We start from the raw sequence: 24044 nt of genomic DNA on the forward strand, positions 1-24044 counted from the left end.
CATGCTGCGTTATTGAAATTGTGCGAATTTAAAGACAAAAAAGAGGATGCTTAAAATGCGCTTATTACACACAATGCTTCGCGTTGCTGATTTAGATAAATCAATTGAATTTTATACGCAGGTATTAGGTATGAAAGAGCTGCGCCGTGCAGACAACGAAGAGTACCGCTACACCCTTGCTTTTGTCGGTTATGGTGACGAAAAAGATTCGACCGTGCTTGAGCTTACTTATAACTGGGATACAGACAGCTATGATTTGGGTAATGCATACGGTCATATTGCTATCGAGTTTGATGATATTTATAAAGCCTGCGAAGACATTAAAGCTGCAGGCGGTAATGTGAGTCGTGAGCCGGGTCCTGTAAAAGGCGGCACAACTGAAATTGCATTTGTTAAAGACCCAGATGGTTATGCAATTGAGTTAATTCAGAAAAAAGATAACAACACTTTTTGATTCATACCGGCTATTTCAGCGATTGCTGAGATAGCCACTTTGCGAGTGCTTTTTCAAGTTCAGCAAAATTAATTGGCTTTGCGATATGGTCACTGATACCAATTTTTGCGCTTGTTTCGATGTCGTCTTTCATCGCATTAGCACTGACTGCAATAATCGGTGTTTCAAAATCTGGCCTTGCAAGTAAGTTTTCGCTGGCAGTTAATCCATCCATCACCGGCATTTGAATATCCATTAAAATCAATGCGTAGTTTTGTGTTAGGGTTTTCTCACAGGCAATTTGTCCATTTTCTGCCAATTCATAATTTAGACCTAATTGAGTTAAATACTTAGTGATAACAATTTGATTAATCGGGTTATCTTCGGCAATTAATATTGGCTTGTCGACGGCTTTAAAATCGAACTGAGTGTCTTCATCTGATTGGTGTAATTTTGCGCTAGCGTCCTGTGGGTTTAGTGATTTGAAATTAACATTAATGGTAAACTCGGTACCTTTGCCAAACTCACTGTCGATAGCAATTGTGCCACCCATCAAATCAATCATCCCCTTACTGATGGCAAGCCCAAGACCGGTCCCTCCATATTCACGAGTGGTGCTACTTTGCGCTTGGACAAAGGGATTAAACAGGGCTGTTATTTTGTCTTCAGCGATACCTATGCCTGTATCTTTTACTGATAACACGACGGCTGTCTGGTGTTCATCTTGGCTTTGCAGAGTAAGCGAAAGAATGATCTCTCCTTGATTGGTAAACTTAACGGCGTTAGAGAGCAAGTTAATCAGCACTTGTTTAACACGTATTTCATCACATTCTACATTCAGCGATTGTAATGAGGAGACCTCAAGCCGGCAGCCAACCCCTTTTGCATCACAACTCGGTTTAAATAGTAAGATTAGGTCATGGCAAAGCGCGACTAAATCACATTGTCGCGACTCGAGCTCGATTTTATTGGCCTCTATTTTTGAAAAGTCGAGAATATCGTTAATCACGGTTAATAACACATCACTACAGTTATTAATTTGCCTTACAAACTCTGCTTGCTCTCGTGTTAGCGTGCTTTTATTGAGTAGCTGCAAAAAGCCCACAATACCATTCATCGGAGTGCGTATCTCATGGCTCATATTGGCTAAGAATTGGCTTTTAACTTGCTCAGAGCGCTCAGCGCGAAGTTTTTCTAATTGCAATGAAGTAATTTGTATATCAATGGTATCAGCCATGCTGCTGAGCGAATCTGCAATATCTTTAAACTCTTGATAATGAAAATCGTCGGTATCTTGTTTGTAATTACCCAATGCATATTCTCGGCTAAGAGTAGTAATGCGATTTAGCGGGTTATGGAGCCGTGCCGTCAACCAACGCACTAAGATAAATGAAATAATAGAGAGTCCGACAATTAACAATCCTGCCAATATGGCCGTTTGCTTTACAGCGCTGGTGTATGTGGTTTTTGCTTCATTAATTTGGAACTGTAAACTGGTTGGCTTACCTTTAAAATAAACATTACTGATTGAGGCCTGCCCCATTAATTTGCCGTTATCGCCAGCATCGCCCACGCTATATAAAATGTTACCTTGTGCTGTAATTTGTACCTGCTTACCCGCTTGATAAACCGGTTGTTCATTATGTATTGCAAGCCACTTTAACGCCTCTGATAAAGGCACAAAAGACACTAACACGCCCGTTTTAATTATTGGCTCACTGAGAGAATCTTGCTCATGTAACAACTTAGATGTAATTGCCAGTAAAGCACTTTGTTTTGCCTGCAAAGGTGCGAGTAGCTCAGTGACTTGTGGGTTATCGATAATTTGAATTGTGTTTTGCTCTGTTGATGTTTGAGCACTGTCGAGAATGCTTTTAGTGAGTTTATAGTTCAAATTTAAAGAAGTGATCGGATACCCTTCAACTATAAACCCTTGATTATCAATAACAATTGATGCATTAATTTGTGGATTTTGGGCAACAAATTCTTGTAGCTGCACAAGCGCGAACTGTGAGTACACCACTTTATTTGGCAGCTCAGTTATCGCCTTAGTGCTACTTAGTAATTGGCTGTTTTTCTCAAGCTTAAATAAGAGTTGTTCAAGGCTGGCCGCATTATTTCTAGCTTGCCATTGTAAACTCGTATTTGCTTGGTCAATTGAGCTTAAATAGAAACGCCCAATCATCAAACCTACAAGGATCAGCAGGGGAATAATGACCAGTAGTAATACACTGATAAATAAGGCGCGGCTAAAGCGTGGACTACTCATTCATCCCCTTCATTGGCAATCGAACGCTCTGCCAACCCTTGCATAAAAAGCCCCGCTTGCTCAGCAGTTAAGGCACCACTGCCATAGCGAATAAATCCTTTATTTAATACTTCCCATACGATGATCATCGATGCGGTTGAAGGCATAGGTTTTGTAAATTGCATCGCTTCAATTAAGGTTGCTAACTCTGTGCCTTGTTGTGATTTTAAACTATTTAACACCTCAGTATTAACGGGGATATCTTGAAGCTTTTGCCAAATCATTGTTTGAAATTTTTCTGCTTGAACCAATTTAGCAAATTTGATAAAATTGTCTTTATTAACGCCATTTAAGCCATCATTTGGAAATGCCAACACAAAGGTAGAGTAATAAGGCTGCATATACTCACCATTAAGTTTCGGCAATTGCTGCACAGCTAAATTATCACCAAGCGCTTGCTCATACGTTTTTAATGCCCAAGCTCCATCGATGGTGAAGGCAGCTTGCTGCGCTTTAAATGCATTATTTGAGCAAGTGTAATCGCACTGTCTATCAACCAGATTTTGTTTATTTAAATCCCAAACAAATTTGAGAGCCGATTGCATTGCTGGTGTATTAAGCTGAACATGGTTATCTACAATTAGGTCGCCATTAAAAGCCGATAAGAACGGGATAAACCAATACATTTCCATAAAACTCCATGTAACGAGTTTCACTTTTTCAGGCAATGATGATTGAATTCGGTATATATCCTGCCAATTTTCTATTGGCTCTTTAACAAACTGCTTATTATAAAAAAGTAACAGGTGATTGCCTTGAATGATAGGTATACCTAAGAGCTTGTTGTTTAGCTTTGCTGTTTCTAAGGTTCGCTTGTCTGTGGTATCAGCTATGAGTGAGTCTGGGATAACGCTGTAGTTGGCATATTTATCAAGGCCTAAATGATCAGCAGGTACAATAACAACGTCTGTAGAGGTGCTGGTACTGGTATTTTGCACCAGCCTGACTTTTAGCGCCTTTTGGTCAACTAATACAGAGTTAACCGTCAAGCCACTTTGTTCAGCAAGTATGCTTAACAGCTCATTAAAGTGCTCATGCTTCATGGTATGGGCTAGGTTTATCGTTGCTGCATAGCAATCAAACGTCACTAGTAGCACCGCCACCCAAAATACTCGCCACACGCTTACATCTACTCAAAAAGAATTAAAATTACACTTTAGTTAAGCACATATGTCTTAAATTGCCTAGCCTAATCAAGGGTTTTCTTAAACCTAAATGCAGCCACAGCCAAGCCCAAAATTGTAAAGGCTAACAGCCAAAGTAAATCACTGCTCATGCTTATTAGATTGACATCTTTTAGCACAATTCCACGTATTAACCTTAGGTAATGCGTTGCGGGTAAGCACTCAGCAAGCCATTGCGCTGCCTTTGGCATGCCTTCATAAGGAAATACAAAACCTGATAATAATATCGAGGGTAACAGAATGAAAATTGTCATTTGCATTGCTTGAAGCTGATTTTTAGCGATAGTTGAAAGCACTAAGCCAAGCACTAAACTGGCACATATAAACGCAAAGGTTGCGACAACCAATGCGACTAAACCACCTCCAAAAGGAATATGAAACAAGAGCTTACCCATACCTAGTATAATAAATAACTGAATAAAACCAATGAAGATATAAGGCACCACTTTACCAATCATTAATTCAAGTGAGCTTAACGGTAAGGTGATTAAGAGCTCCATATTACCTCGCTCTTGCTCTTTAACAATGGCTGCAGAGGTAAACATAATCATCGTCATGGTTAAAATAACAGCAGCTAAACCTGGCACAATATTCACTGCAGAGCGTTGCTCTGGGTTATAAAATAAGGTCGTCTCAAAGGTCGGATACGTTCTATTCGCAGGCTTATCGAGAAGCTCTGCAAGCGGCATATTGCGCAGCGATTTTATGCTCGACGCGACCATTGTATCTGAGCCGTCAACTAACCAATGCGCAATTGGCCTGACTAACGACTCATTACTGCCATCAGGCAAACCAAAACCCACTGTTGGGTGCTGGGCAAGTCGGTTTGCCACATCGTGGGGTATAAACAGCACAGCCCGCACTTTTGCGCTCGCGATTGCTGTTTGTGCCTGCTCTATACTGTCGTAATAATCTGTCACTTTAACCACATTTGTCGCCGATACTGTTTGTACTAAAATGCGACTGAGCGCAGTTTGACTATGATCGACCACTGCAACAGGGATATCTTTAACGTTGGTGTTAATAGCGTAACCAAATAGAGTCAGTTGGATAAGGGGGATCATCACCACCATCGCAAAGGTCATTCTATCGCGACGTAATTGTAATAATTCTTTGCTTACAATTGCTTTTATGCGGCTTAATGAAGTCACAATACTCATTGTCGGCCCTGCCCTGTGCAGGTGACAAACACGTCTTCGAGGCTTGGACGCACACTATTTACTTGCCACGTATCCTGACAAAATGATTGCTGTTTTATGAACTCAACGGGGTCTTGAACATCTTTTTTTACTAATACTCGCAGCTGTGCACCTAATTGAGTGGCTGAGATAACATGGTCGATTGTTGCGAGTTGTTTTTTTAATTCTCTGGTTTGCGCCCCTGCGATTTCTACAACATGAGCGTGCATGTCTGTCATTAATTGCTTTGGAGAGCCATCCGCGCGTTTAATACCAGATTCTAAAATGGCTAAACGATGACAACGCTCAGCTTCATCCATGTAATGAGTGGTGACTAATATCGTGGTACCGGCATTACTTAAATCAAACAGTGTTTCCCAAAAGTCACGGCGATTTTGTGGATCGACTGCCGATGTTGGTTCATCAAGAAATAAAATTTTCGGTTTATTAATCACTGCAGCAGCTAATGCTAAGCGCTGCCGTTGGCCCCCACTCATACTTCCGGCCATTTGATCGACTCTTTGATCAAGGCCATAGGTATGGAGCAATTCGTCAATTCTTTGTTGTTTTTGCTGCTTTTTAAACGGGTAAAGCGCCGCCATGAACTTTAGGTTTTCAAGTACGGTCAAGTCACTATAAAGTGAAAACTTTTGCGTCATATAACCGAGTTGTGTTCTGAGCTTTTCAGCATCTTTTGGCAGACTCAAGCCAAGCACATTGATATCACCAGAGGTTGGCTTCAATAACCCTGTAAGCATACGGATTGCAGTCGTTTTGCCGCAGCCATTAGGGCCCAAAAAGCCATAAATTTGCCCTTGCTCAACGTCTAGATCAAGGTTATCAATCGCTTTTAAATCTCCAAATTGTTTTACCAAACCTTTGGCATGGATCACCGATTCAGTCATGGCATAATCACTTGAGCAGGTACGCCTGTCGGTAAATTATTTTCACTTGCAGGTAGTGTTACCTCAGCAAGATACATTAATCGCGCACGTTCTTCCTGATTAAGGGCATAAAAAGGCGTGAACGCAGGCTCTGTGGCAACCCAGGTCAGTTCACCCTTTATATCTTTATCTATGCCATCGACACGAACCGTAAGTGTCATGCCCTGATTGAGCTTGGCACGATATGGTTCAGGGATATATACGCGCGCATAAGGTGCGCTGTTTGCTTGAACGATAACGACTGGGCTGCCTTTGGTAACTCGCTCACCTACGTGCCAAGGTAAATTATCGACCCTGCCAGCACGCATCGCTTTAATTGTCAGATCTGAGAGGTATTTTTGCTGTACTTTTAGTTCTGCTTCTGCCGCCTGAACTTGCGCTTTCGCACTATTAATATCTTCAACGCGAGAACCATTTGTTAATTCATTTAAGTTCTGCTTTGCTGATTCTAAATTAGCGAAAGTCTCATCGCGTGCAGCGGTTGCACTGTCTAAGGTTTCTTGGCTTGCGAGTTTATCTTTAACTAAGGTTTTTGCACGGCGAAAATTAGCTTCGCTTTGCGTATATGCAGCATTGGCAGCTGCTACTTTGGCAGATGCGGCAGCAACTTCTTCGGGGCGAGCACCATTCAAGGTTTTTTCAAGAAATGCAGTGGTTTGAGCTAGTTGAGCTTGTGCTTTAGCAACAATCGCTTGTTGTAGTTCGGCATCAAACTTTGCAATCACCTGCCCTTTTTCGACCAACTGGCCTGCTGAAACGGGTAAATCGATCAGTATTTCGTTAGTCGTTGCAGGATGGATCACACGCTCACGCTCAAGCGTTCCTAGCGCTACTCCCTCATTTGAGTCTGAGCAAGCAGTAATGACTAAAGAAATTAGTATGAGTACAACACGTTTAGCTAACATTTTAATTTCCTTATGGTTAGCTGATGAGTTGCTAGATACTATAAAGTATTAAAATGATCTGTAAAAGTGATCTATAGGAATTAAAGTTTTAGAAATATATGGAGTCTATCGTAAAGATATATGGGGAATAAGGAATCTTAAATTGAAAAATCTTAGTTATATTTGAAATGATATTTAAAAGATAGTCTTTCCAACACATTACATACTTAAAGTAAGTGGCGTCCCCAAGAGATTCGTACTCTTGATAACGTTGTGCATAGATTGCGCGGTGTTCACCGCCCCACTACACATAACCTACTTGAATAAGTGGCGTCCCCAAGGGGATTCGAACCCCTGTTACCGCCGTGAAAGGGCGGTGTCCTAGGCCTCTAGACGATGGGGACGCAGAAATTGGTTTGCAAATCACTGATTTGCTATTTCTGCGTAAGATGAGACCGAGCCTGCGAGGCGAATGGCCTTAGCTTAAACAGAAAGTTTCTGTGTCACTAGGACAACTGAATAGTTAGACTCGATTCAGACGAGCTTTTAATAACACAGCACTTAAAGTAAGTGGCGTCCCCAAGAGATTCGTACTCTTGATAACGTCGTGCATAGATTGCGCGGTGTTCACCGCCCCACTACACTTAACCAACTTAGATAAGTGGCGTCCCCAAGGGGATTCGAACCCCTGTTACCGCCGTGAAAGGGCGGTGTCCTAGGCCTCTAGACGATGGGGACACAGTGTGTGTCACTAGGACAACTGAATAGTTAGACTCGATTCAGACGAGTTTTTAATAACACAGCACTTTTAGAAAGTGGCGTCCCCAAGAGATTCGTACTCTTGATAACGTCGTGCATAGATTGCGCGGTGTTCACCGCCCCACTACACTTAACCAACTTAGATAAGTGGCGTCCCCAAGGGGATTCGAACCCCTGTTACCGCCGTGAAAGGGCGGTGTCCTAGGCCTCTAGACGATGGGGACACAAAATGTGTCACTAGGACAACTGAATAGTTAGACTCGATTCAGACGAGCTTTTAATAACACAACACTTAAAGTAAGTGGCGTCCCCAAGAGATTCGTACTCTTGATAACGTCGTGCATAGATTGCGCGGTGTTCACCGCCCCACTACACATAACCTACTTGAATAAGTGGCGTCCCCAAGGGGATTCGAACCCCTGTTACCGCCGTGAAAGGGCGGTGTCCTAGGCCTCTAGACGATGGGGACACATAATGTGTCACTAGGACAACTGAATAGTTAGACTCGATTCAGACGAGCTTTTAATAACACAGCACTTTTAGTAAGTGGCGTCCCCAAGGGGATTCGAACCCCTGTTACCGCCGTGAAAGGGCGGTGTCCTAGGCCTCTAGACGATGGGGACACATGATGTGTCACTAGGACAACTGAATAGTTAGACTCGATTCAGACGAGCTTTTAATAACACAACACTTAAAGTAAGTGGCGTCCCCAAGAGATTCGTACTCTTGATAACGTCGTGCATAGATTGCGCGGTGTTCACCGCCCCACTACACATAACCTACTTGAATAAGTGGCGTCCCCAAGGGGATTCGAACCCCTGTTACCGCCGTGAAAGGGCGGTGTCCTAGGCCTCTAGACGATGGGGACACAAAATGTGTCACTAGGACATTAAATGATAGTTTGACTCATATCGGAGTTAAGGTTACTAAAATAACATGTAAGTACTCGAGACCAACACATTTATTCTTTTGGCAATTGCTCACTTACTTTAAGTAAGTGGCGTCCCCAAGGGGATTCGAACCCCTGTTACCGCCGTGAAAGGGCGGTGTCCTAGGCCTCTAGACGATGGGGACGCAGAAAACTGCAACCCTAGGACAAACACTATGCAAATCTGGTGGAGCTATGCGGGATCGAACCGCAGACCTCTTCGCTGCCAGCGAAGCGCTCTCCCAGCTGAGCTATAGCCCCGACTTGCATACACACCACCAATTAATGTTGGTTGTGTATCGCTGAGTGCGGGGCGCATTCTATGCAGCCCCCCAAATAAAGTCAACAGTTTTTTATCTAAGTTTATTTAAATGATTTAAATTTCAACAAGCTGACTAAATATCAATCCGTTGCGGAGGTATTTTATACAAAGTGCTATCAAATTAGTTATTTTGGGCTAATTTCATTGCTGGTTTGTTATCAAAGGCTCTTTGCTTTTTTAATTTACTCCCTTAAAAAGGTATACATTTATATGCAAAATAAAATTCATTACCTAAAGCTTTAAATAAAACGACTTCACCCTACCCTGCTTTGTTTTTAATAGTGCTAAGTAGAGTGCAATTAACTGATGCAAATTTATTGATATGAAAAACCGTTTTAAAGATTTGCTGTATTCATTTCATTTTAGAATGATTTACCTAGGTCATAGAGCTATAGATCAAGCTCTGAATATAAGCTTATGAATACAAATTGCATATTTGTTCGCCAAAAAATGCTTAAATGCCATGTCATTGTTTATAAAAGCTGCATCTAACACATTTTTACTCATTCAAGTGTTGACACATTTACAACTCTATCTATAATAGCGCCCCACAACAACGCAGCAATGAGTTGTTTTAGATATGGGTCGTTAGCTCAGTTGGGAGAGCATCGCCCTTACAAGGCGAGGGTCACTGGTTCAAGTCCAGTACGACCCACCATTATTCCTAATGGTGTTCATATCTAAATTCTTAATGGGTCGTTAGCTCAGTTGGGAGAGCATCGCCCTTACAAGGCGAGGGTCACTGGTTCAAGTCCAGTACGACCCACCATTAAGAAAATTTGCTGTATGTAATATGGGTCGTTAGCTCAGTTGGGAGAGCATCGCCCTTACAAGGCGAGGGTCACTGGTTCAAGTCCAGTACGACCCACCATTTTTTAAAGTGGTGTTCATATTACAAAAATCTAAATGGGTCGTTAGCTCAGTTGGGAGAGCATCGCCCTTACAAGGCGAGGGTCACTGGTTCAAGTCCAGTACGACCCACCATTAAATAAACTTTGATGGTGTTTTCATTTAGATTATTCTTCGCGGGTCGTTAGCTCAGTTGGGAGAGCATCGCCCTTACAAGGCGAGGGTCACTGGTTCAAGTCCAGTACGACCCACCATTTACTTTTTAAAGCAAAAAGTTAAAAATGGTAGCGAAGAAAAAGATTATATGGGTCGTTAGCTCAGTTGGGAGAGCATCGCCCTTACAAGGCGAGGGTCACTGGTTCAAGTCCAGTACGACCCACCATTACTTTTTGGAGCAAAGAGCATCGCAACTCTTTACAACGAAAAGGCTCGGTGGTTAAGTTCAGTAAGACCAACCATTTAATCTTAAAAAAATTTATATGTGGGTCGTTAGCTCAGTTGGGAGAGCATCGCCCTTACAAGGCGAGGGTCACTGGTTCAAGTCCAGTACGACCCACCACATATAAAACCTTCTTATTTTATCTCTAATTTTCCAAAAGCATCGCCACTCTTTACAAATCACAGGCTCGATGGTTCAAGTCCAGTACGACCCACTACATATAAATACTTCATTAAATACTTCCTTGTTTTATATCTAAATTAAAAAAGCATCGCCATTCTTTATAAAACACAGGCTCGATGGTTCAACTCCAGTACGACCCACCACATATAAAACCTCCTTATTTTATATCTAGTTTTCAAAAGCATCTCCTCTCTTTACAAAACACAGGCTCGATGATTCAAGTCCAGTACGACCCACCACATATAAACACTCATAAATACTTTCTTTAAATCTTCTTTATTTTCTCTCTAATTTTCAAAAGCATCGCCACTCTTCACAAAACACAGGCTCGATGATTCAAGTCCAGTACGACCCACCACATATAACAATCACTTCTAATATCTAACTTCTAAAGTCTATTACTCATCACTTCTCACTTTATTGATATAGCCCAAAGCTAAACTTTAAATCGTTGCAAAAGCTGTAATTTGCCTTGTCAGCAGCTAGACTGTTTATTATAGTCACTGTTAACAATACTCGGTCGCAAGTCTAATGCCCGCAAAGATTTTTTCGAAAGCCAAAATATTAATAGTCGAAGAGCAAGCACTTGCTCAAAGCTATATGAAGCAGTCTCTAGAGGGATTGGGGTTTCGTCAGTTGCGATTTGCAGAACACGCTATTGCTGCCAAAGAACAGTGTCAAATAGAACAGTTTGATCTCATTGTTTGTTCTTTTAATCTAAGTAAACACCAGGATGGCTATCAGCTTTATGAAGAACTTAAAGTTAAACGCCTAATTAAAAACTCCACAGGTTTTATATTTATATCTGCAGAAACCAGTGGTTCTTTGGTTCATAGTGTTTTAGAGCTGCAGCCGGATGACTTTCTTGTTAAACCTTTTACTATTTACGACTTAAAAAATAGAATTGAAAAAGTTTTATTGCGAAAGCATCATCTAAAAAATATATACCAGTTGATTGATGATGAAAACGACTCAAAAGCTATAAAGAGCATTGATCAATTACTACAAAACAAATCGAATAGTTACAGTGCGATTTTATTGAGATTAAAAGGCGACGCCCTACTTCGTTTAAACAGAAATGAACAAGCCAAAGCATTTTTCAAATCTGTGCTCGATATTCAAAAATTTACATGGGCAAAAGTTGGTTTAGTGGAAGCTTTAATTGCAAATAATGAGCATACTCTCGCTCATAGAATGTTGAGGACTATGCTACAAAGGAGTGAAACACGCTTAGTAGCTCTGGATTTACTCGGAAAGTTAGAGATAAAGCTCAATAAATTTGATGATGCACAGCTTTTTTTCAGCCAAGCTGTTGAAATTGCACCTCGCAATATCGAGAGGCAAAAAACGCTTAGCCATGTTTCATTACTTAATCATGACTACGAGAAAAATTATTTAACCCAAAAAGATATAGCTAGTTATGCTAAACACTCAATTCACGACAACCCTGATGTGTACCTAAATGCGGCTCGTGCAGGGATTGATTTTGCCTTAACGACGGATCAAACCGATCAAGTTAATCGCATTTCAAGACAAACAAATCAATATTTGAGTGATTTAAAAAAACAATTTCCGAATAGTAATAATCAAACACAAATTGATGTTCTTAACGCACGTTTACATTATTTAAAAGATGAACATCAAAAAGCTAAAGCACTTATCAATCAACTTGATGAAAGTGACACTCAGATTCGTTCTGTAGATGGAGCGCTCGATAAAGCGAAAGCGTTTCATGAGCTTGGTTTTCACCACAAAGCACAGATGCTGTTTAACCAAATAATAACTCACTGTGAACGCCACCCGTCAGTAAGCGATCCGGTGTATTTACGTTATATTCAACAACAGCAAACTGAGCGACGTGATATTAAGCTTGGCCCGAAAGAGCTCAATAACCACGCTGTAACGCAGTTTAATAAAGGCCAGCTCAATACTGCGCTTGAGGCATTCACACAAGCATTTAGAATTATGCCTAAAAATGCCAGTATTGCGTTAAATCTGCTACAGTGTTTATTTGACACAAACAGTCAAGGGCAGTCTTTCAACTTAATGCTTGCAAGAAAGTGCTACACCCTCTTAGCGTCTCAGTCTTTAGAAGATGAACAAGCTATGAGGTTTGATAAAATAAAAGCACAAGCTGCCAAGTTAAATATCAAGCTTTCTGAATAACCCTCTTCGTGGAGCATCTTTTTGAAATTAATAAAGCATCTCCTTATTGCATCTTTCATAATTACAAGCCCTATTTGTTCAGCTTCTGCAATGTTGCAATATTGGCAGCAAGCCAAAATAAACTGGCAAAGTGAGTCTGGTACACATATCAACATATTAGCAGATGAGCAGCCTGCATTTTTGGCCCTAAAACCATATATCCCTCTATTTGAAGAGTTAACAGGGATATCTGTAGGTTTTCATGCCTTAGAACAATCTCAAATGCGTGTTCGTCGCCACCAAGATTTAAGTATGCATACAGGCCTCTATGATGTACTGCCAATGGGTATAACCTTTTTGGGTGAAGCACAAAGTCGAGGCTGGATAGATCCCCTACAACCCTATATTGATAACCCAAAACTCACAGACAAAGCTTGGTATCAGTTAGAAGATATTAGCGAACGTAGCTTGGCTCTTTGTAAAATCAATGGCGCTTTATACTCGTTACCATTTGATTTTTCTGCACCGATTTATTTTTATCGTAAAGATCTGTTCGAGCACTTTAACTTAGCGGTACCCGACACGTACGAGCAACTACAAGAGACTAAAATTAAGCTTCAAAAGGCAATTGACCGCACCCCATCTTTAAATGGCATGCACGCATTTGCCTCCCGAACTCTGCCAGGTGCAGGATTAAACACTTGGACAGTGTTACCCATTATGCGTGCTTATGGTGCTGAAGTAATTGACGCGCAAGGTCAGTCTGTTTTTGATAGCCCTCAAACAGCACAAAGTCTGCAAGCATACCGAGACCTTGTAACGGGATTCGGCAATCCTGATAACAGTCGCTTGCTGCACTTTTATGAAATTCGTCGACTATTTAAAGAAGGTCAACTTGCTTCGGCGTTTTTAGCCTCTCATTTTTATAATGAAATAGATACCGCTGAAGAATCAGATATTTGGAATAAATGGGAAGCCGCGCCGTTACCAGCCGGTCCAGTCGCCCGTGAAACATCTCCTTGGTCTTGGGCATTCGCAATTAATAACCAATCAAATCAAAAAAAAGCAGCGTGGTTATTTATTCAGTGGGCAACCAGTGAGCAAACAGCGGCATTATTAAGTACAGGCGGCTCACCGCCAAGACAAAAGGTGTGGCACGAGAAACTATTTACTCTCGTAAACAAACCAGGCTTTAATAAAGCCATGTTATGGGTATTTGAGCATGCTACTCCTGACCGTTTGCAAGCTGGGATGGTTGAGTTTCCAGTTGTCGGTGAGCTTATATCGCAAACATTTAGTCAAATTTTTTATGGAGCAGACATAAAGCAATCAATAAAAGCTACTGATGCAAAAATTAATGTTAATATGCGGGCATTACAGACAAGGAGTGAAAATAAACAATGAGAGTCAGTATTGCTCATAAAATCCTACTCATTATTGGGTTTACTATTACGTTGATTTTAGGGGTAAGTACAACTTTACATGTTATTGAGTTAAAAGAGCAAACCTTGCTGAATATGAGTGAAAAAGCTAATGCCATCGTTTCACCTATGCTCTCAGAGATAAAGACCCTTACAAAAGACAATACAGTAGGTAGTTGGGTTTTAAAAATTCAAGGCATCACTCTTAAAGGTATTCTGGCAAATAATACATTTGATGATTTAAAGACAATCTACTTTATCGATCAGAATAACTTTATTGCCGCTCACCCTGATTACAGCAAAGTCGATACCTTAGAAACAAATCAAACGATAATAAAGCAGCTCAATCCAAAACAAAATTCTATCATCACTTTAGATCAACAATATGCTGTAGCAGTTCCAATCAATAACGCCCAAGATGAAAATATTGGCTATGTTATTGTTAGTTTTTCAGATATTGATTTAACATTAAAAACTAAATCAATTATCAGCAATGCTGTATCACTGTTCGCAATTTACTTACTTACTGCATTACTCATTGCTTATATCATTATACGCCGAATTATTTTACAGCCTATTGAGCAATTAGTTGAGTTTTCGCATGCAGTTACCACTGGCGATCTAAATTGCCCAATAAATATTAAAAGTCGAGATGAAATTGGCACTCTTGCCAGTGGTTTTAAAATGATGCGTGCTGCCGTAAGACAACAAATAAACAGCATGCATGAGCAACATAGTCAATTAGAAGAAACCGTTGCAAAACGAACTCAAGAATACTTGGATGCCAAAGAGCAAGCCGAGCAGTCAAACCAAGCTAAGAGCAGGTTCTTAGCGAATATGTCACATGAGCTAAGAACACCGCTTAATGCAGTATTAGGCTTCAGCCAATTACTCCAAGACAGTGAAACTGATAAAAATAAACGCCGCTATTTAGAAGCCATTTCGATCTCTGGCAGCTCTCTGCTAAACGTCCTCAATGATATTCTTGATTTATCTAAAATTGATGCAGGAAAAATGCAGCTGGACATGGAAAGGGTCGAAATTCCGACGATGTGCCATGAACTAAGTATGATGTTTTTGCAGCTGAGCGCTCAAAAGGATCTAGATTTACAGATCACTTCACACCCTGAATTTAAAACCCCTGTTTTACTTGATAGCAATAAAGTTCGACAGGTACTGACAAACTTGATCAGTAATGCGATTAAATTTACCTCACATGGTAGCGTTAAAGTTCACTTTGACTTTGAAGAACGTGAAAATGATGGCCACATTAATATAAAAATTCATGTCAAAGATACTGGCAAGGGGATCCCAACCGATCAACAAGCGCTGATTTTTAATGATTTTGAGCAAGTTCAAGGGCAACGCAGTTCTGAATTTGGTGGCACTGGACTCGGTTTAGCTATATCTCATCGCTTTATAAAATTGATGGGTGGTGAACTATCTGTAATTAGTGAAAAAGATAAAGGTAGCGAGTTTATTGTATTGCTACCAAATATAGAATTTGCCGAATCAAAAACAGAGGTTAAACATCGAAATTACCCTGCTATTTCTAGCTATCATTTTAACCCAGCTCGTATATTGATAGTTGATGATATTCCATACAACCGAGAGTACTTGGAGTCATTTCTATCACGCTGGAGCTTTACAATAGATACAGCAATAAACGGTGAAGAGGCCTTGAAAAAGGTAGAAGAGAACCAACCTGATCTGATCATTATGGATCTAAAGATGCCAGTGATGGGTGGATTAGAAGCAAGTCAGCTAATTCGTAGTGATGATCGCTTTAAGCATATTCCAATCATTGCGGTGACAGCATCGGTATTAAAAGACGATAAGGCGCAATCCAGTATTTTGACAGACTACATAATTAGTAAGCCAATTCACCGTGAGCACCTTATTTTCATCATTGCCCAGTACCTAGATTAAGTATGGGTTAAACACGCATTAGTCGCGTTTTTTCATCGCTATGGCATTCATGCAATAGCGTAAACCACTTGGCGGCGGGCCATCGGGGAATACATGTCCTAAATGTGCATCGCAAACATTACAAACTGCTTCAATACGCTGCATACCATGGCTAGAGTCCGCGATATAGGCAATGCTTTCAACACTGCTTGGCTGAGTAAATGACGGCCAGCCGGTGCCACTATCGAACTTTTCATCACCGTCAAATAGTAAGTTGTCACAACATACACACGCATATTGACCAGGTTCAAATATCGTACATGAATCAGAGCTGTGAGGACGTTCGGTGCCTTTTAAGCGGGTAACATAGAATGCATCTTGTTCGAGCTCAGCTTGCCATTCAGATGGCGATTTTTCGACTCGACGTGGAGGTGTTGGGTTGCCGTTATGGGCAAACTCTAAAATATCTTGCCAAGTTAACATAGTGCTCCCTCAGGGTTGAATACAACAGTTGCACAGTACATCACAAGCCCTACTAAGGGCAAGCAGCATGCGTCTAGTGATTAATGTGTTTGCAGCCGGATATCTATTTGTGCACGTTCACGCTCAGAAAGTAGCTGTGCTAAATGGCTATTAATTTGGCTGCTAGCAACACTCAATACTGCAGTTATTTGCTGGTCGTTGACATCCGTTACATGGATTATACCTTCGCCGATTTCAATCTGCTTAATTTGGCCAATTAAAACAAACTCAGCTTTGCGTTTAAAATCGAATAAACCAGCCAGACTTATCAGCGCTAGCTGATTTACATCACGCTTTAGTAAATCAGTAATGGGGTTACGCGCTACAAATAACGGAGTCACTCGATATAAGCTTGATAACGTAATAAAGCCCCATAACATCACAAACAACGAAAATGCAGCACTGTGCCAAAGTGGCGTAAATACCCATAAAGCAATTAATACCAGCGCGATAGTGAGTGAAATTTTTGCTAAAAGCTTATTAATTGCCAACATATTGCAGCCCTACTTTTTTTCAATTGGATCTGGCCAATCATTAAAAAAGACCGACAGATATCTGCTTTTTAATAAATATAACAGTACCCATAACACCAGTACCATTTGACAGGCTAAAAAAAACGAAAACTGATAATGACTGTGCGCAGCCTGATAGGTTAACCAACTTAAATCTGTGATGGCACACAAAATTAATGGCCAGCGCATAAAGCGCCATATAGACGCGAGACGTTTTGCACTTTCAGCATTTTCTTGAGGTCGGCGTAAACAAAAGATCACCGCCGGTAATAAGGCGATTGCTGCTATAGCAATGGCTGTAAAGAAATCGCTTTTCGACTTAAAAAACAGCGACATGATATCTAAATCAGGGCGACGGCTGAGCGCCGCCATAATCCATATAAAGTAACTGCGTAACAACACTAACAACGTTAAATGAAACGCTACTGGGGTTCGATAAGCGCCATGTTTATCCCAGTATTCTGGCCCGTAGCGATTCATATTTGGTTCTTCTTATCGGCAATGATGCCAAGTACAAAAAACGCGGCTGTAAGTGTAAGAGCCAGCCATTTAACACCGAGTAGCATTAGCAACTTACTTAAAAATGGAGTTACAAACACCACAAGTAAGCCCATCCCAAACCCAGTGACTAGCACAAAGCAAAGCACGCGTATAATAAAGTGACGACGCGCGACAAAGCGCTTAGTCACTTTAATAATGTCGTTTGCATACAAGGATAAAAAGCACACCACCAGCAGTAATGAAATATTGTAAAGGTGTGGTTGCAGCCAGCTGCCGATTGTTAAAGCAACTGACGACAGTGCCTGCAAGAGACTATCCATTGTGCTCACTTAAAAGCGCAATAAGGTCAGCCTCAGTTAACACATCAATGCCTAAGTCTTGTGCTTTGGTTAATTTTGAGCCCGCTTTTTCACCTGCAATCAGCGCATCTGTTTTAGCAGATACACTACCCGATACTTTTGCACCTAACGCTTGTAAACGCGCTTTTGCATCATTACGGTTAAGCTCGCTTAATGTGCCAGTCAGCACGTAAGTTAAGCCTGCTAATGGCTGCGCATCGGCACTTGGCGCGGTTAATTCTGGCCAGTGAATACCTTGCTCAACTAACGCATTTACAACTGCCATATTGTGTTCTTCGCTAAAGAAGCCACGTACATGCTTGGCAACGATCTCACCCACGTCACTTACTTCAGTTAACGCATCAACGCTTGCTTGAGTAATTTTTTCTAGCGTTAAAAAGTGGTTTGCTAAGTTTTGCGCGGTTGCTTCACCCACTTCGCGAATACCTAACGAGTATAGGAATTTAGGTAAGGTTGTTTGCTTAGCATCTTGTAGTGCATTAACTAAGTTCTTAGCAGACTTAGGACCCATTCGCTCTAGGGATTCAAAATGCCCTTGTTTTAGAATAAATAAATCAGCAGGTGTTTTGATCAGTTCACGGTCAACGAGTTGATCAACAATTTTGTCGCCTAAACCATCAACATCAAGGGCTTTACGTGACGCAAAATGTTTAATTGCTTGCTTACGCTGCGCTTGGCACACTAAACCACCAGTACAACGGGCAACCGCTTCACCTTCAATGCGCTCCACATGTGAGTCACAAATTGGGCAGGTAGCAGGAAATTCAATGTCTTTCGCATCGTCAGGGCGACGCTCAAGGACAACTTGGGTAATTTGTGGAATAACATCACCCGCACGGCGAATAATCACAGTATCGCCAATTTTAACGCCTAAACGGGCAATTTCATCACCATTATGCAGCGTTGCGTTAGATACCGTTACGCCCCCCACAAATACCGGCTCTAATCGTGCTACAGGGGTAATTGCGCCAGTGCGCCCTACCTGAAACTCAACATCAAGTAATTGGGTGATTTCTTCTTGCGCAGGGAATTTAAAAGCAATTGCCCAGCGCGGCGCACGTGCCACAAAGCCTAAACGCTCTTGGTGTTTTTTGTCGTTAACTTTTATTACCACACCGTCAATTTCATAGGCAAGGCTACTTCGACGCGTCAATATATCTTGGTAATAATCAAGTGCAGCTTGCTGGCCTTCAACCAGTTTTGTTTCTGGGCAAAGTGGTAAACCCCAATCGGTCAGTTTAGCCAGTTGTTGATAGTGATCTTCTGGTAACTGCCCATCGGCAACAAGCCCAGTGCTGTAGGCATAAAACATCAGTGGACGTTTTGCTGTTACTTTAGAATCAAGCTGTCGTAAGCTACCAGCCGCAGCATTACGCGGGTTAACAAAGACTTTGTCGCCACGTTTTTCGGCTTCACTGTTTAGTTTGGCAAAACCAGCGCTGTCCATAAATACTTCACCGCGCACTTCAAGCTCTGCTGGAAAGTCATCGCCACGTAACTTAAGCGGCACATTACGAATTGTTTTCACGTTTTGAGTGATGTTTTCACCTACCATGCCATCGCCACGGGTAGCTGCTTGAACTAAAACCCCATCACGGTAAATAATTGATACCGCTAAACCATCAAGCTTTGGCTCACAACAAAAAGTCAGCTCCTTGTTATCCATTAAACGCTCTTTGATACGGCGGTTAAATGCAGCAAACTCTTCTTCTGAAAAGGCATTATCAAGTGACAGCATTGGCACTTGGTGAGTGACTTGCTCAAACTTATCAAGTGCTGCGCCACCGACTTTTTGGCTTGGTGAGTCTGGGCTTTGAAACTCAGGATTAGCTTGCTCAAGGGCGCTTAATTCGCGCATTAAACGGTCATATTCAGCATCAGGAATGCTCGGTGCATCCAGCACATAATAATTATGGTTATGCTCTTCTAACTGGGCACGAAGTTGGCTAATTTGCTCAAAGATAGGGCTGGACATGAAAACCTCAAAAATCTACATAAAAAAGCCACTTCGACGACTTAACGCCAAGTGGCCTAATACTTATACTCTGTGTGTGCGATTATGCTGAAAAGCTACGAACTTTCTCAACATACTCACGAACGCTTTCAACCGTCATTTCTTCACGGTTGCTATCTAAAATCGTTGCACCAAATTCATCGGCTAGCTTTTTAGCTGCGCTGTGCAACATATTGAATGCACTTAGACCATCGCCATCACATGGTAAGGTCATAAATAAGCTAACACCTGCCGTACTAAACTGTTCCATATTATCAATATCGAACGTGCCTGGGTTGTACATATTCACTAAACGGAATAACACCGGGCCTGTGCCAGCTGGGTCTAAGTGACGGTTAAAGAAACCTTCTTCAGAATACTTAAAGCCTAACATATTAACAGCTGGCAATAATTGGCTGCCATCCATTGTTAAACCTTCTGGCATTTGTAAATGCACAATAATGAAATCGGTTGGTGCTTGCGCATCACCAGGCTCTTCTTCAGGTTCTGGTTGCGGAGTTTCTGCTTCTGCCTCTTCAGTAACCTGTTCTGAAACAGCTGGTTCGTCGTGACTTTCTGCTGATAAGCTTAAATCACCAAACTCTGGCTCATCACGTTCTTGCGGTTTTGCAGTTGCAGGCTCTTGAACCTCGCTGGTTGTTTCGTTCGGTTCAACCCGCTCAACTGAAGGCGTATCTGGGCTGTCCTTTTTACGCACCGACCATAAGCCGTGAATTAATAAACCACCAATGACAAATACACTGATTACGATTAAAGCCCATCTTAATTCTTCGGCCATCCCCTCACCTTTATTATTTGATATGCCTAAATTTTATGCATGTGCCATTTGCACAGCTTGTTCTATATCTACAGCGACCATACGTGATACACCTGGTTCCGCCATAGTTACACCGGTCAATCTGCCTGCCATTTCCATAGCAATCTTGTTATGACTGATATAAATAAATTGTACTGATTGTGACATCTCTTCTACCAAACGGCAAAAACGACCCACGTTCGCATCATCCAATGGCGCATCCACTTCATCTAGCATACAGAATGGAGCTGGATTGAGCCTGAATATTGAAAACACCAATGATAATGCGGTCAGCGCTTTTTCTCCACCACTAAGCAGGTGAATTGTCGAATTTTTCTTGCCCGGTGGTCTAGCCATGATGCTCACCCCACTTTCAAGTAGGTCATCACTGGTCAATTCAAGGTAAGCACTACCGCCACCAAACACTTTTGGGAATAACTCCCCAAAATCAGTATTTACTTGTTCAAAGGTCGCCTTAAAACGGTTTTTTGTTTCTCGGTCGATTTTTTGAATCGCCCCTTCAAGGGTATTTAATGCTTGTGTTAAGTCATCAAGCTGCTGATTTAAATAATCGCTGCGCTGTTTAGCTTGCTCAAACTCATCTATTGCCGCTAAGTTCACCGCGCCAAGTTCATTTAATGCTTGCGTGGTTTTTGTAAGCCTCGTTTGCATGCTATTTAAATTTGCATTGTCAGGCAGTTCTTCAAGTACTGTTTTTAAATTTTGTTCCAGTTCTTCAAGTGGCTCTAACGCAGCTTGCGCCTTCACAATTAAACTTTGCTCATCCAGCGCCAGTGCTTGCAACTGCTCTTGTAACGTCACCAACTCAGATTGCGATGATTTCAGTGCTGTTTGCTTATCAGCAAGCTCCTTTTTAGCTTGACTCAAGGCCGCTTGCAAGTTTTTCAGCTCAACGTCACTTTGTTGATGCTTTTCAAGCAATAGCATAATCTGCTCTGCTACTTCTTCAAGCGGGATCACTAGCTCTTCTAGTTGCTCGTTGAGCTCTAATACAGCTTCACTGGCAGCACTTTGGGCGGCATTTGCATGCTGAAGTTTGGTTTCGCTAAGTTGACACTCACTGCGAGCTTTTTGTTCAGTCAAATTAGCTTGATGGGCTTGCGTTTTATATTGCTCAAGCATAGAAGCCACTTGGCGATAGCGGTTATTTGCCTCTGCTTGTTGGTGTTTTGCTTGCTCTAACTCAGTTTCAAGTTCTAATTGCTGCTCTAACAATTGCTCAAGTAAACACTGCTGCGTTTGTTGCTGTTCGTCAGCATTTTGCTTTTGCTCAGCCAGTAAGGTTTGACGCTGTTGCAACTTAACAAGCTGGTTTTGCCACTGGGTTTGCTGCTCTAATAGCATATCGCGTCGAGTGCTGGCCGATGCAATCTGCTGAGCCGCTTGGTGAATTCGCTCTCTGTATTGCTCTTTATCGGCGATAAGTGTTTTTTTGTGAGCTAGGTGCTCATTTAGCAATTGCTGCTTAGTTTCTAATTGCTCGTTGAGCTCTTCATCTAACTGCTGTGCATCACTAAGCTGAGCATGCTTTAAAAGCAAAGAATTGTCGGCGTCTTTATTGGCATCGGTATGAAAGTTACGACCATGCATACAGCCTTCTTCATCAATCACAGCCAGCCAATATGGATCCGCCAAAATAGCGTCATCAAAACAAGGTTGAAATGCAAAGCGGGCTAATAAGTCAGGGTAAGCACCCGATTCGATATAATTAGCTAATGACTCTTTTGGTAACTCATCATCAGATGCAGGCCAAACACTGTTAGGCTCTTTATGTTGACTGACCTTTAGATGCTCAAGGCCAAGTAGGGCTTGTTCAATTAGTGGCTCAAAGCCAGAAGCCACCTTTAACTGCGCCAATAGAGAGACACTTTTGCTATCGGTTTGCTCTGATAGCACAGAATTAAGCGCAGCTATGCTGGCTCTATTTTCATTGCTGTGCTGCTGAACCCGCTTTAAATCCTGCTCTAAGTGCTGTTGTTCTTTATCCGCTTGTTCTAGGTTTTGAGTGAGCTTATTTAGCGCACTTTGTTGCTGCGCAAGCTCCTTCGTCAGTGTTTGAATATGCTGTTGTTGCTCTGCAATTTGCGCTGCAACTGGGGTCGCTTCGAGTTCACTAATTTCAGCGGCAAGTTGTGTCTGCTGAGACTCAAGTTGCGCAACAGTCTGGGCAAAGTGAGCCTGTTGATTCTTTGCAACATTAATATCACTGCTATGAGCTTGGCTTTTCTGTAAGGTACTTTGATATTGCTCATTGGCGCTTTGCGTTTGTTGCTGCTGTAGAGCAACTTGCTCTTCAACCTCTGCAACTTGCTCAGCGCACAGTAAACTTTGCTCAATCGCTTCTTGTAGCTGCTCTTGTAAAATGGCGGCTGAGGCGTGTTGCTCTTCTTGCAGCTCTTTATTTTGTAACTGCAGTTGTTGCTGTTTGATAAGGTTTTGGCTAAGTGTTTGCTGTTGCTGCTTTAAACTTATCTGTTGCTGTTCTTTGCGGGTTAACTCTGTATGAGTTTGATGCTGAGCCTGCTGGGCGTCTTGCAGTTTTTGCTGCTCAAGTTGCACCTGATTTTCAAGACTTGCTAAAACATCATCGTGGCCAGAGTGCGCTTCTCTAAAGAACTGAATTTGCTCTTTAAGTTTATTGATTTGCTCAGCTTTATCGATTTGTTGTTGGTGTAACTTCTGCCACTTTAAAACCGCAATTTGCCCTTTTAAAGTGCGCTCAGTGGCTTTTAGCTCTCGGTATTTTTTTGCATCGACTGATTGCACTGCAAGCTTATCGAGCTGTGTTTGCAACTCTTGCCTTACATCAAGCAAACGTTCAAGGTTTTCGCGGGTACTTTTAATGCGGGTTTGCGTTTCACGACGACGCTCTTTGTATTTTGAAACCCCCGCTGCTTCTTCTAAAAAAACACGTAAATCAGCCGGTTTGCTCTCTATTAAACGCGATATCATGCCCTGCTCAATAATCGCATAACTGCGCGGGCCAAGACCTGTGCCTAAAAAGATGTCGGTAATATCACGCTTACGGCATTTGCTGCCATTTAGAAAATAAATTGACTGGCCATCTCGAGTCACTAAGCGTTTGATCGCCACTTGGTTTCGATCAGCAAAGGTATTCGGTAAATGACCACTGGTGTTATCAAACACCAACTCAACAGAGGCTTGTGAAATTGGCTTTCGATTAGTTGAGCCGTTAAAAATAACATCGGTCATGGCATCGCCACGTAAGTTTTTAGCTGAGCTTTCACCTAGCACCCAACGCACTGCATCAATGACATTTGATTTGCCACAGCCGTTCGGGCCGACAACACACGTCATCTGATCAGGGAATGGGATCTTAGTGGGTTCAACAAACGATTTGAAACCCGCTAATTTTATGGTGCTTAAGCGCATCTAATTGTTTTACCGATTTTTATTGTTATTCTTCAATTTAA

The 24044-nt window shown here is 41.8% G+C and carries 16 protein-coding genes and 15 tRNA genes; 11 read left to right on the forward strand and 20 right to left on the reverse strand.

Going from position 1 to position 24044, the window contains the following annotated elements; genetic code table 11:
• Positions 1-55: 55 nt before the first annotated feature.
• On the forward strand, positions 56-454 hold the full coding sequence (gene gloA / locus L1266_RS11775) for a lactoylglutathione lyase (RefSeq protein ID WP_054553771.1): 399 nt from the start codon (positions 56-58) through the stop codon (positions 452-454).
• Positions 455-464: 10 nt separating this feature from the next.
• On the opposite strand, the gene L1266_RS11780 is transcribed toward gloA, so the two are convergent.
• The 13 genes from L1266_RS11780 to L1266_RS11840 all read right to left on the reverse strand — a co-directional run bounded on the left by L1266_RS11780 (position 465) and on the right by L1266_RS11840 (position 8879).
• The gene (locus tag L1266_RS11780) at positions 465-2702 is read right to left on the reverse strand and encodes an ATP-binding protein (RefSeq protein WP_235377583.1); all 2238 of its coding nucleotides are present in this window, start codon (positions 2700-2702) and stop codon (positions 465-467) included.
• Positions 2699-3829 carry a sugar ABC transporter substrate-binding protein gene (locus L1266_RS11785; protein WP_235377584.1) on the reverse strand — a complete coding sequence of 377 codons (1131 nt, stop codon included), beginning with the start codon at positions 3827-3829 and terminating at the stop codon, positions 2699-2701. Before L1266_RS11785 ends, L1266_RS11780 begins: the two co-directional genes overlap by 4 nt.
• A gap of 101 nt (positions 3830-3930) precedes the next feature.
• On the reverse strand, positions 3931-5079 hold the full coding sequence (locus L1266_RS11790) for an ABC transporter permease (protein ID WP_235377615.1): 1149 nt from the start codon (positions 5077-5079) through the stop codon (positions 3931-3933).
• A 2-nt stretch (positions 5080-5081) separates the two neighbouring features.
• Positions 5082-6008 (reverse strand): ABC transporter ATP-binding protein, encoded by a 927-nt coding sequence (locus L1266_RS11795; RefSeq protein WP_062567026.1) that lies wholly within the window; start codon positions 6006-6008, stop codon positions 5082-5084.
• Positions 6005-6952: an HlyD family secretion protein gene (locus L1266_RS11800; protein WP_235377585.1), complete on the reverse strand. Its 948-nt coding sequence runs from the start codon at positions 6950-6952 to the stop codon at positions 6005-6007. The genes L1266_RS11795 and L1266_RS11800 overlap by 4 nt, the downstream gene beginning before the upstream one ends.
• A gap of 307 nt (positions 6953-7259) precedes the next feature.
• Positions 7260-7335 (reverse strand) — tRNA-Glu (locus tag L1266_RS11805).
• Between the two features lie 258 nt (positions 7336-7593).
• Positions 7594-7669 (reverse strand) — tRNA-Glu (locus L1266_RS11810).
• A gap of 169 nt (positions 7670-7838) precedes the next feature.
• Positions 7839-7914, reverse strand: a tRNA-Glu gene (locus tag L1266_RS11815).
• A gap of 169 nt (positions 7915-8083) precedes the next feature.
• Positions 8084-8159: transfer RNA gene (locus L1266_RS11820), tRNA-Glu, on the reverse strand.
• A 78-nt stretch (positions 8160-8237) separates the two neighbouring features.
• Positions 8238-8313: transfer RNA gene (locus L1266_RS11825), tRNA-Glu, on the reverse strand.
• Between the two features lie 169 nt (positions 8314-8482).
• Positions 8483-8558, reverse strand: a tRNA-Glu gene (locus tag L1266_RS11830).
• Between the two features lie 130 nt (positions 8559-8688).
• Positions 8689-8764 (reverse strand) — tRNA-Glu (locus L1266_RS11835).
• 39 nt (positions 8765-8803) lie between these two features.
• Positions 8804-8879 (reverse strand) — tRNA-Ala (locus L1266_RS11840).
• A gap of 643 nt (positions 8880-9522) precedes the next feature.
• Between L1266_RS11840 and L1266_RS11845 the strand changes: the two genes are divergently transcribed.
• The 10 genes from L1266_RS11845 (at position 9523) to L1266_RS11890 (ending at position 15906) form a co-directional block, all read left to right on the forward strand.
• Positions 9523-9598 (forward strand) — tRNA-Val (locus L1266_RS11845).
• Between the two features lie 35 nt (positions 9599-9633).
• Positions 9634-9709, forward strand: a tRNA-Val gene (locus L1266_RS11850).
• 26 nt (positions 9710-9735) lie between these two features.
• Positions 9736-9811, forward strand: a tRNA-Val gene (locus L1266_RS11855).
• Between the two features lie 37 nt (positions 9812-9848).
• Positions 9849-9924, forward strand: a tRNA-Val gene (locus tag L1266_RS11860).
• Between the two features lie 43 nt (positions 9925-9967).
• Positions 9968-10043: transfer RNA gene (locus tag L1266_RS11865), tRNA-Val, on the forward strand.
• A 52-nt stretch (positions 10044-10095) separates the two neighbouring features.
• A tRNA-Val gene (locus L1266_RS11870) sits at positions 10096-10171 on the forward strand.
• Between the two features lie 101 nt (positions 10172-10272).
• Positions 10273-10348: transfer RNA gene (locus L1266_RS11875), tRNA-Val, on the forward strand.
• Positions 10349-10942: 594 nt separating this feature from the next.
• Positions 10943-12577, forward strand: a complete 1635-nt coding sequence (locus tag L1266_RS11880) for a response regulator (RefSeq protein ID WP_166341475.1) — start codon at positions 10943-10945, stop codon at positions 12575-12577.
• Positions 12578-12598: 21 nt separating this feature from the next.
• Entirely contained in the window at positions 12599-13960 is a 1362-nt protein-coding gene (locus L1266_RS11885; protein ID WP_138599981.1) for an extracellular solute-binding protein, read from the forward strand.
• Entirely contained in the window at positions 13957-15906 is a 1950-nt protein-coding gene (locus L1266_RS11890) for an ATP-binding protein (protein WP_054553708.1), read from the forward strand. The genes L1266_RS11885 and L1266_RS11890 overlap by 4 nt, the downstream gene beginning before the upstream one ends.
• A gap of 18 nt (positions 15907-15924) precedes the next feature.
• Here the strand turns inward: L1266_RS11890 and msrB are convergent, their stop codons facing one another.
• The 7 genes from msrB to L1266_RS11925 form a co-directional block, all read right to left on the reverse strand.
• Complete coding sequence (gene msrB / locus L1266_RS11895; RefSeq protein ID WP_054553709.1) at positions 15925-16368, reverse strand: peptide-methionine (R)-S-oxide reductase MsrB; 444 nt, start codon at positions 16366-16368, stop codon at positions 15925-15927.
• Positions 16369-16448: 80 nt separating this feature from the next.
• The gene (locus L1266_RS11900; protein WP_138617750.1) at positions 16449-16901 is read right to left on the reverse strand and encodes a hypothetical protein; all 453 of its coding nucleotides are present in this window, start codon (positions 16899-16901) and stop codon (positions 16449-16451) included.
• A gap of 9 nt (positions 16902-16910) precedes the next feature.
• Positions 16911-17399: a DUF2919 domain-containing protein gene (locus tag L1266_RS11905; RefSeq protein WP_054553711.1), complete on the reverse strand. Its 489-nt coding sequence runs from the start codon at positions 17397-17399 to the stop codon at positions 16911-16913.
• A complete protein-coding gene (locus L1266_RS11910) occupies positions 17396-17740 on the reverse strand; it encodes a DUF3392 family protein (RefSeq protein WP_138599986.1) in 345 nt (114 codons plus the stop codon). The genes L1266_RS11905 and L1266_RS11910 overlap by 4 nt, the downstream gene beginning before the upstream one ends.
• The gene (gene ligA / locus L1266_RS11915; protein WP_235377586.1) at positions 17733-19754 is read right to left on the reverse strand and encodes an NAD-dependent DNA ligase LigA; all 2022 of its coding nucleotides are present in this window, start codon (positions 19752-19754) and stop codon (positions 17733-17735) included. The genes L1266_RS11910 and ligA overlap by 8 nt, the downstream gene beginning before the upstream one ends.
• A gap of 82 nt (positions 19755-19836) precedes the next feature.
• Entirely contained in the window at positions 19837-20571 is a 735-nt protein-coding gene (gene zipA / locus L1266_RS11920; RefSeq protein WP_235377587.1) for a cell division protein ZipA, read from the reverse strand.
• Between the two features lie 33 nt (positions 20572-20604).
• Positions 20605-24003 (reverse strand): chromosome segregation SMC family protein, encoded by a 3399-nt coding sequence (locus L1266_RS11925; RefSeq protein ID WP_235377588.1) that lies wholly within the window; start codon positions 24001-24003, stop codon positions 20605-20607.
• Positions 24004-24044: the final 41 nt, after the last annotated feature.

Source organism: Pseudoalteromonas sp. Cn5-37 (assembly GCF_021532495.1).
GTDB classification, from domain to species: domain Bacteria; phylum Pseudomonadota; class Gammaproteobacteria; order Enterobacterales; family Alteromonadaceae; genus Pseudoalteromonas; species Pseudoalteromonas simplex.

Excerpts from the sequence above, each read along its gene's own strand:
- L1266_RS11780 (WP_235377583.1), bottom strand. The coding sequence starts at position 2,702 with ATGAGTAGTCCACGCTTTAGCCGCGCCTTATTTATCAGTGTATTACTA.
- L1266_RS11800 (WP_235377585.1), bottom strand. The coding sequence starts at position 6,952 with ATGTTAGCTAAACGTGTTGTACTCATACTAATTTCTTTAGTCATTACT.
- zipA (WP_235377587.1), bottom strand. The coding sequence starts at position 20,571 with ATGGCCGAAGAATTAAGATGGGCTTTAATCGTAATCAGTGTATTTGTC.
- L1266_RS11925 (WP_235377588.1), bottom strand. The coding sequence starts at position 24,003 with ATGCGCTTAAGCACCATAAAATTAGCGGGTTTCAAATCGTTTGTTGAA.
- gloA (WP_054553771.1), top strand. The coding sequence starts at position 56 with ATGCGCTTATTACACACAATGCTTCGCGTTGCTGATTTAGATAAATCA.
- L1266_RS11880 (WP_166341475.1), top strand. The coding sequence starts at position 10,943 with ATGCCCGCAAAGATTTTTTCGAAAGCCAAAATATTAATAGTCGAAGAG.
- msrB (WP_054553709.1), bottom strand. The coding sequence starts at position 16,368 with ATGTTAACTTGGCAAGATATTTTAGAGTTTGCCCATAACGGCAACCCA.
- L1266_RS11900 (WP_138617750.1), bottom strand. The coding sequence starts at position 16,901 with ATGTTGGCAATTAATAAGCTTTTAGCAAAAATTTCACTCACTATCGCG.
- L1266_RS11910 (WP_138599986.1), bottom strand. The coding sequence starts at position 17,740 with ATGGATAGTCTCTTGCAGGCACTGTCGTCAGTTGCTTTAACAATCGGC.
- ligA (WP_235377586.1), bottom strand. The coding sequence starts at position 19,754 with ATGTCCAGCCCTATCTTTGAGCAAATTAGCCAACTTCGTGCCCAGTTA.
- L1266_RS11795 (WP_062567026.1), bottom strand. The coding sequence starts at position 6,008 with ATGACTGAATCGGTGATCCATGCCAAAGGTTTGGTAAAACAATTTGGA.
- L1266_RS11890 (WP_054553708.1), top strand. The coding sequence starts at position 13,957 with ATGAGAGTCAGTATTGCTCATAAAATCCTACTCATTATTGGGTTTACT.
- L1266_RS11905 (WP_054553711.1), bottom strand. The coding sequence starts at position 17,399 with ATGAATCGCTACGGGCCAGAATACTGGGATAAACATGGCGCTTATCGA.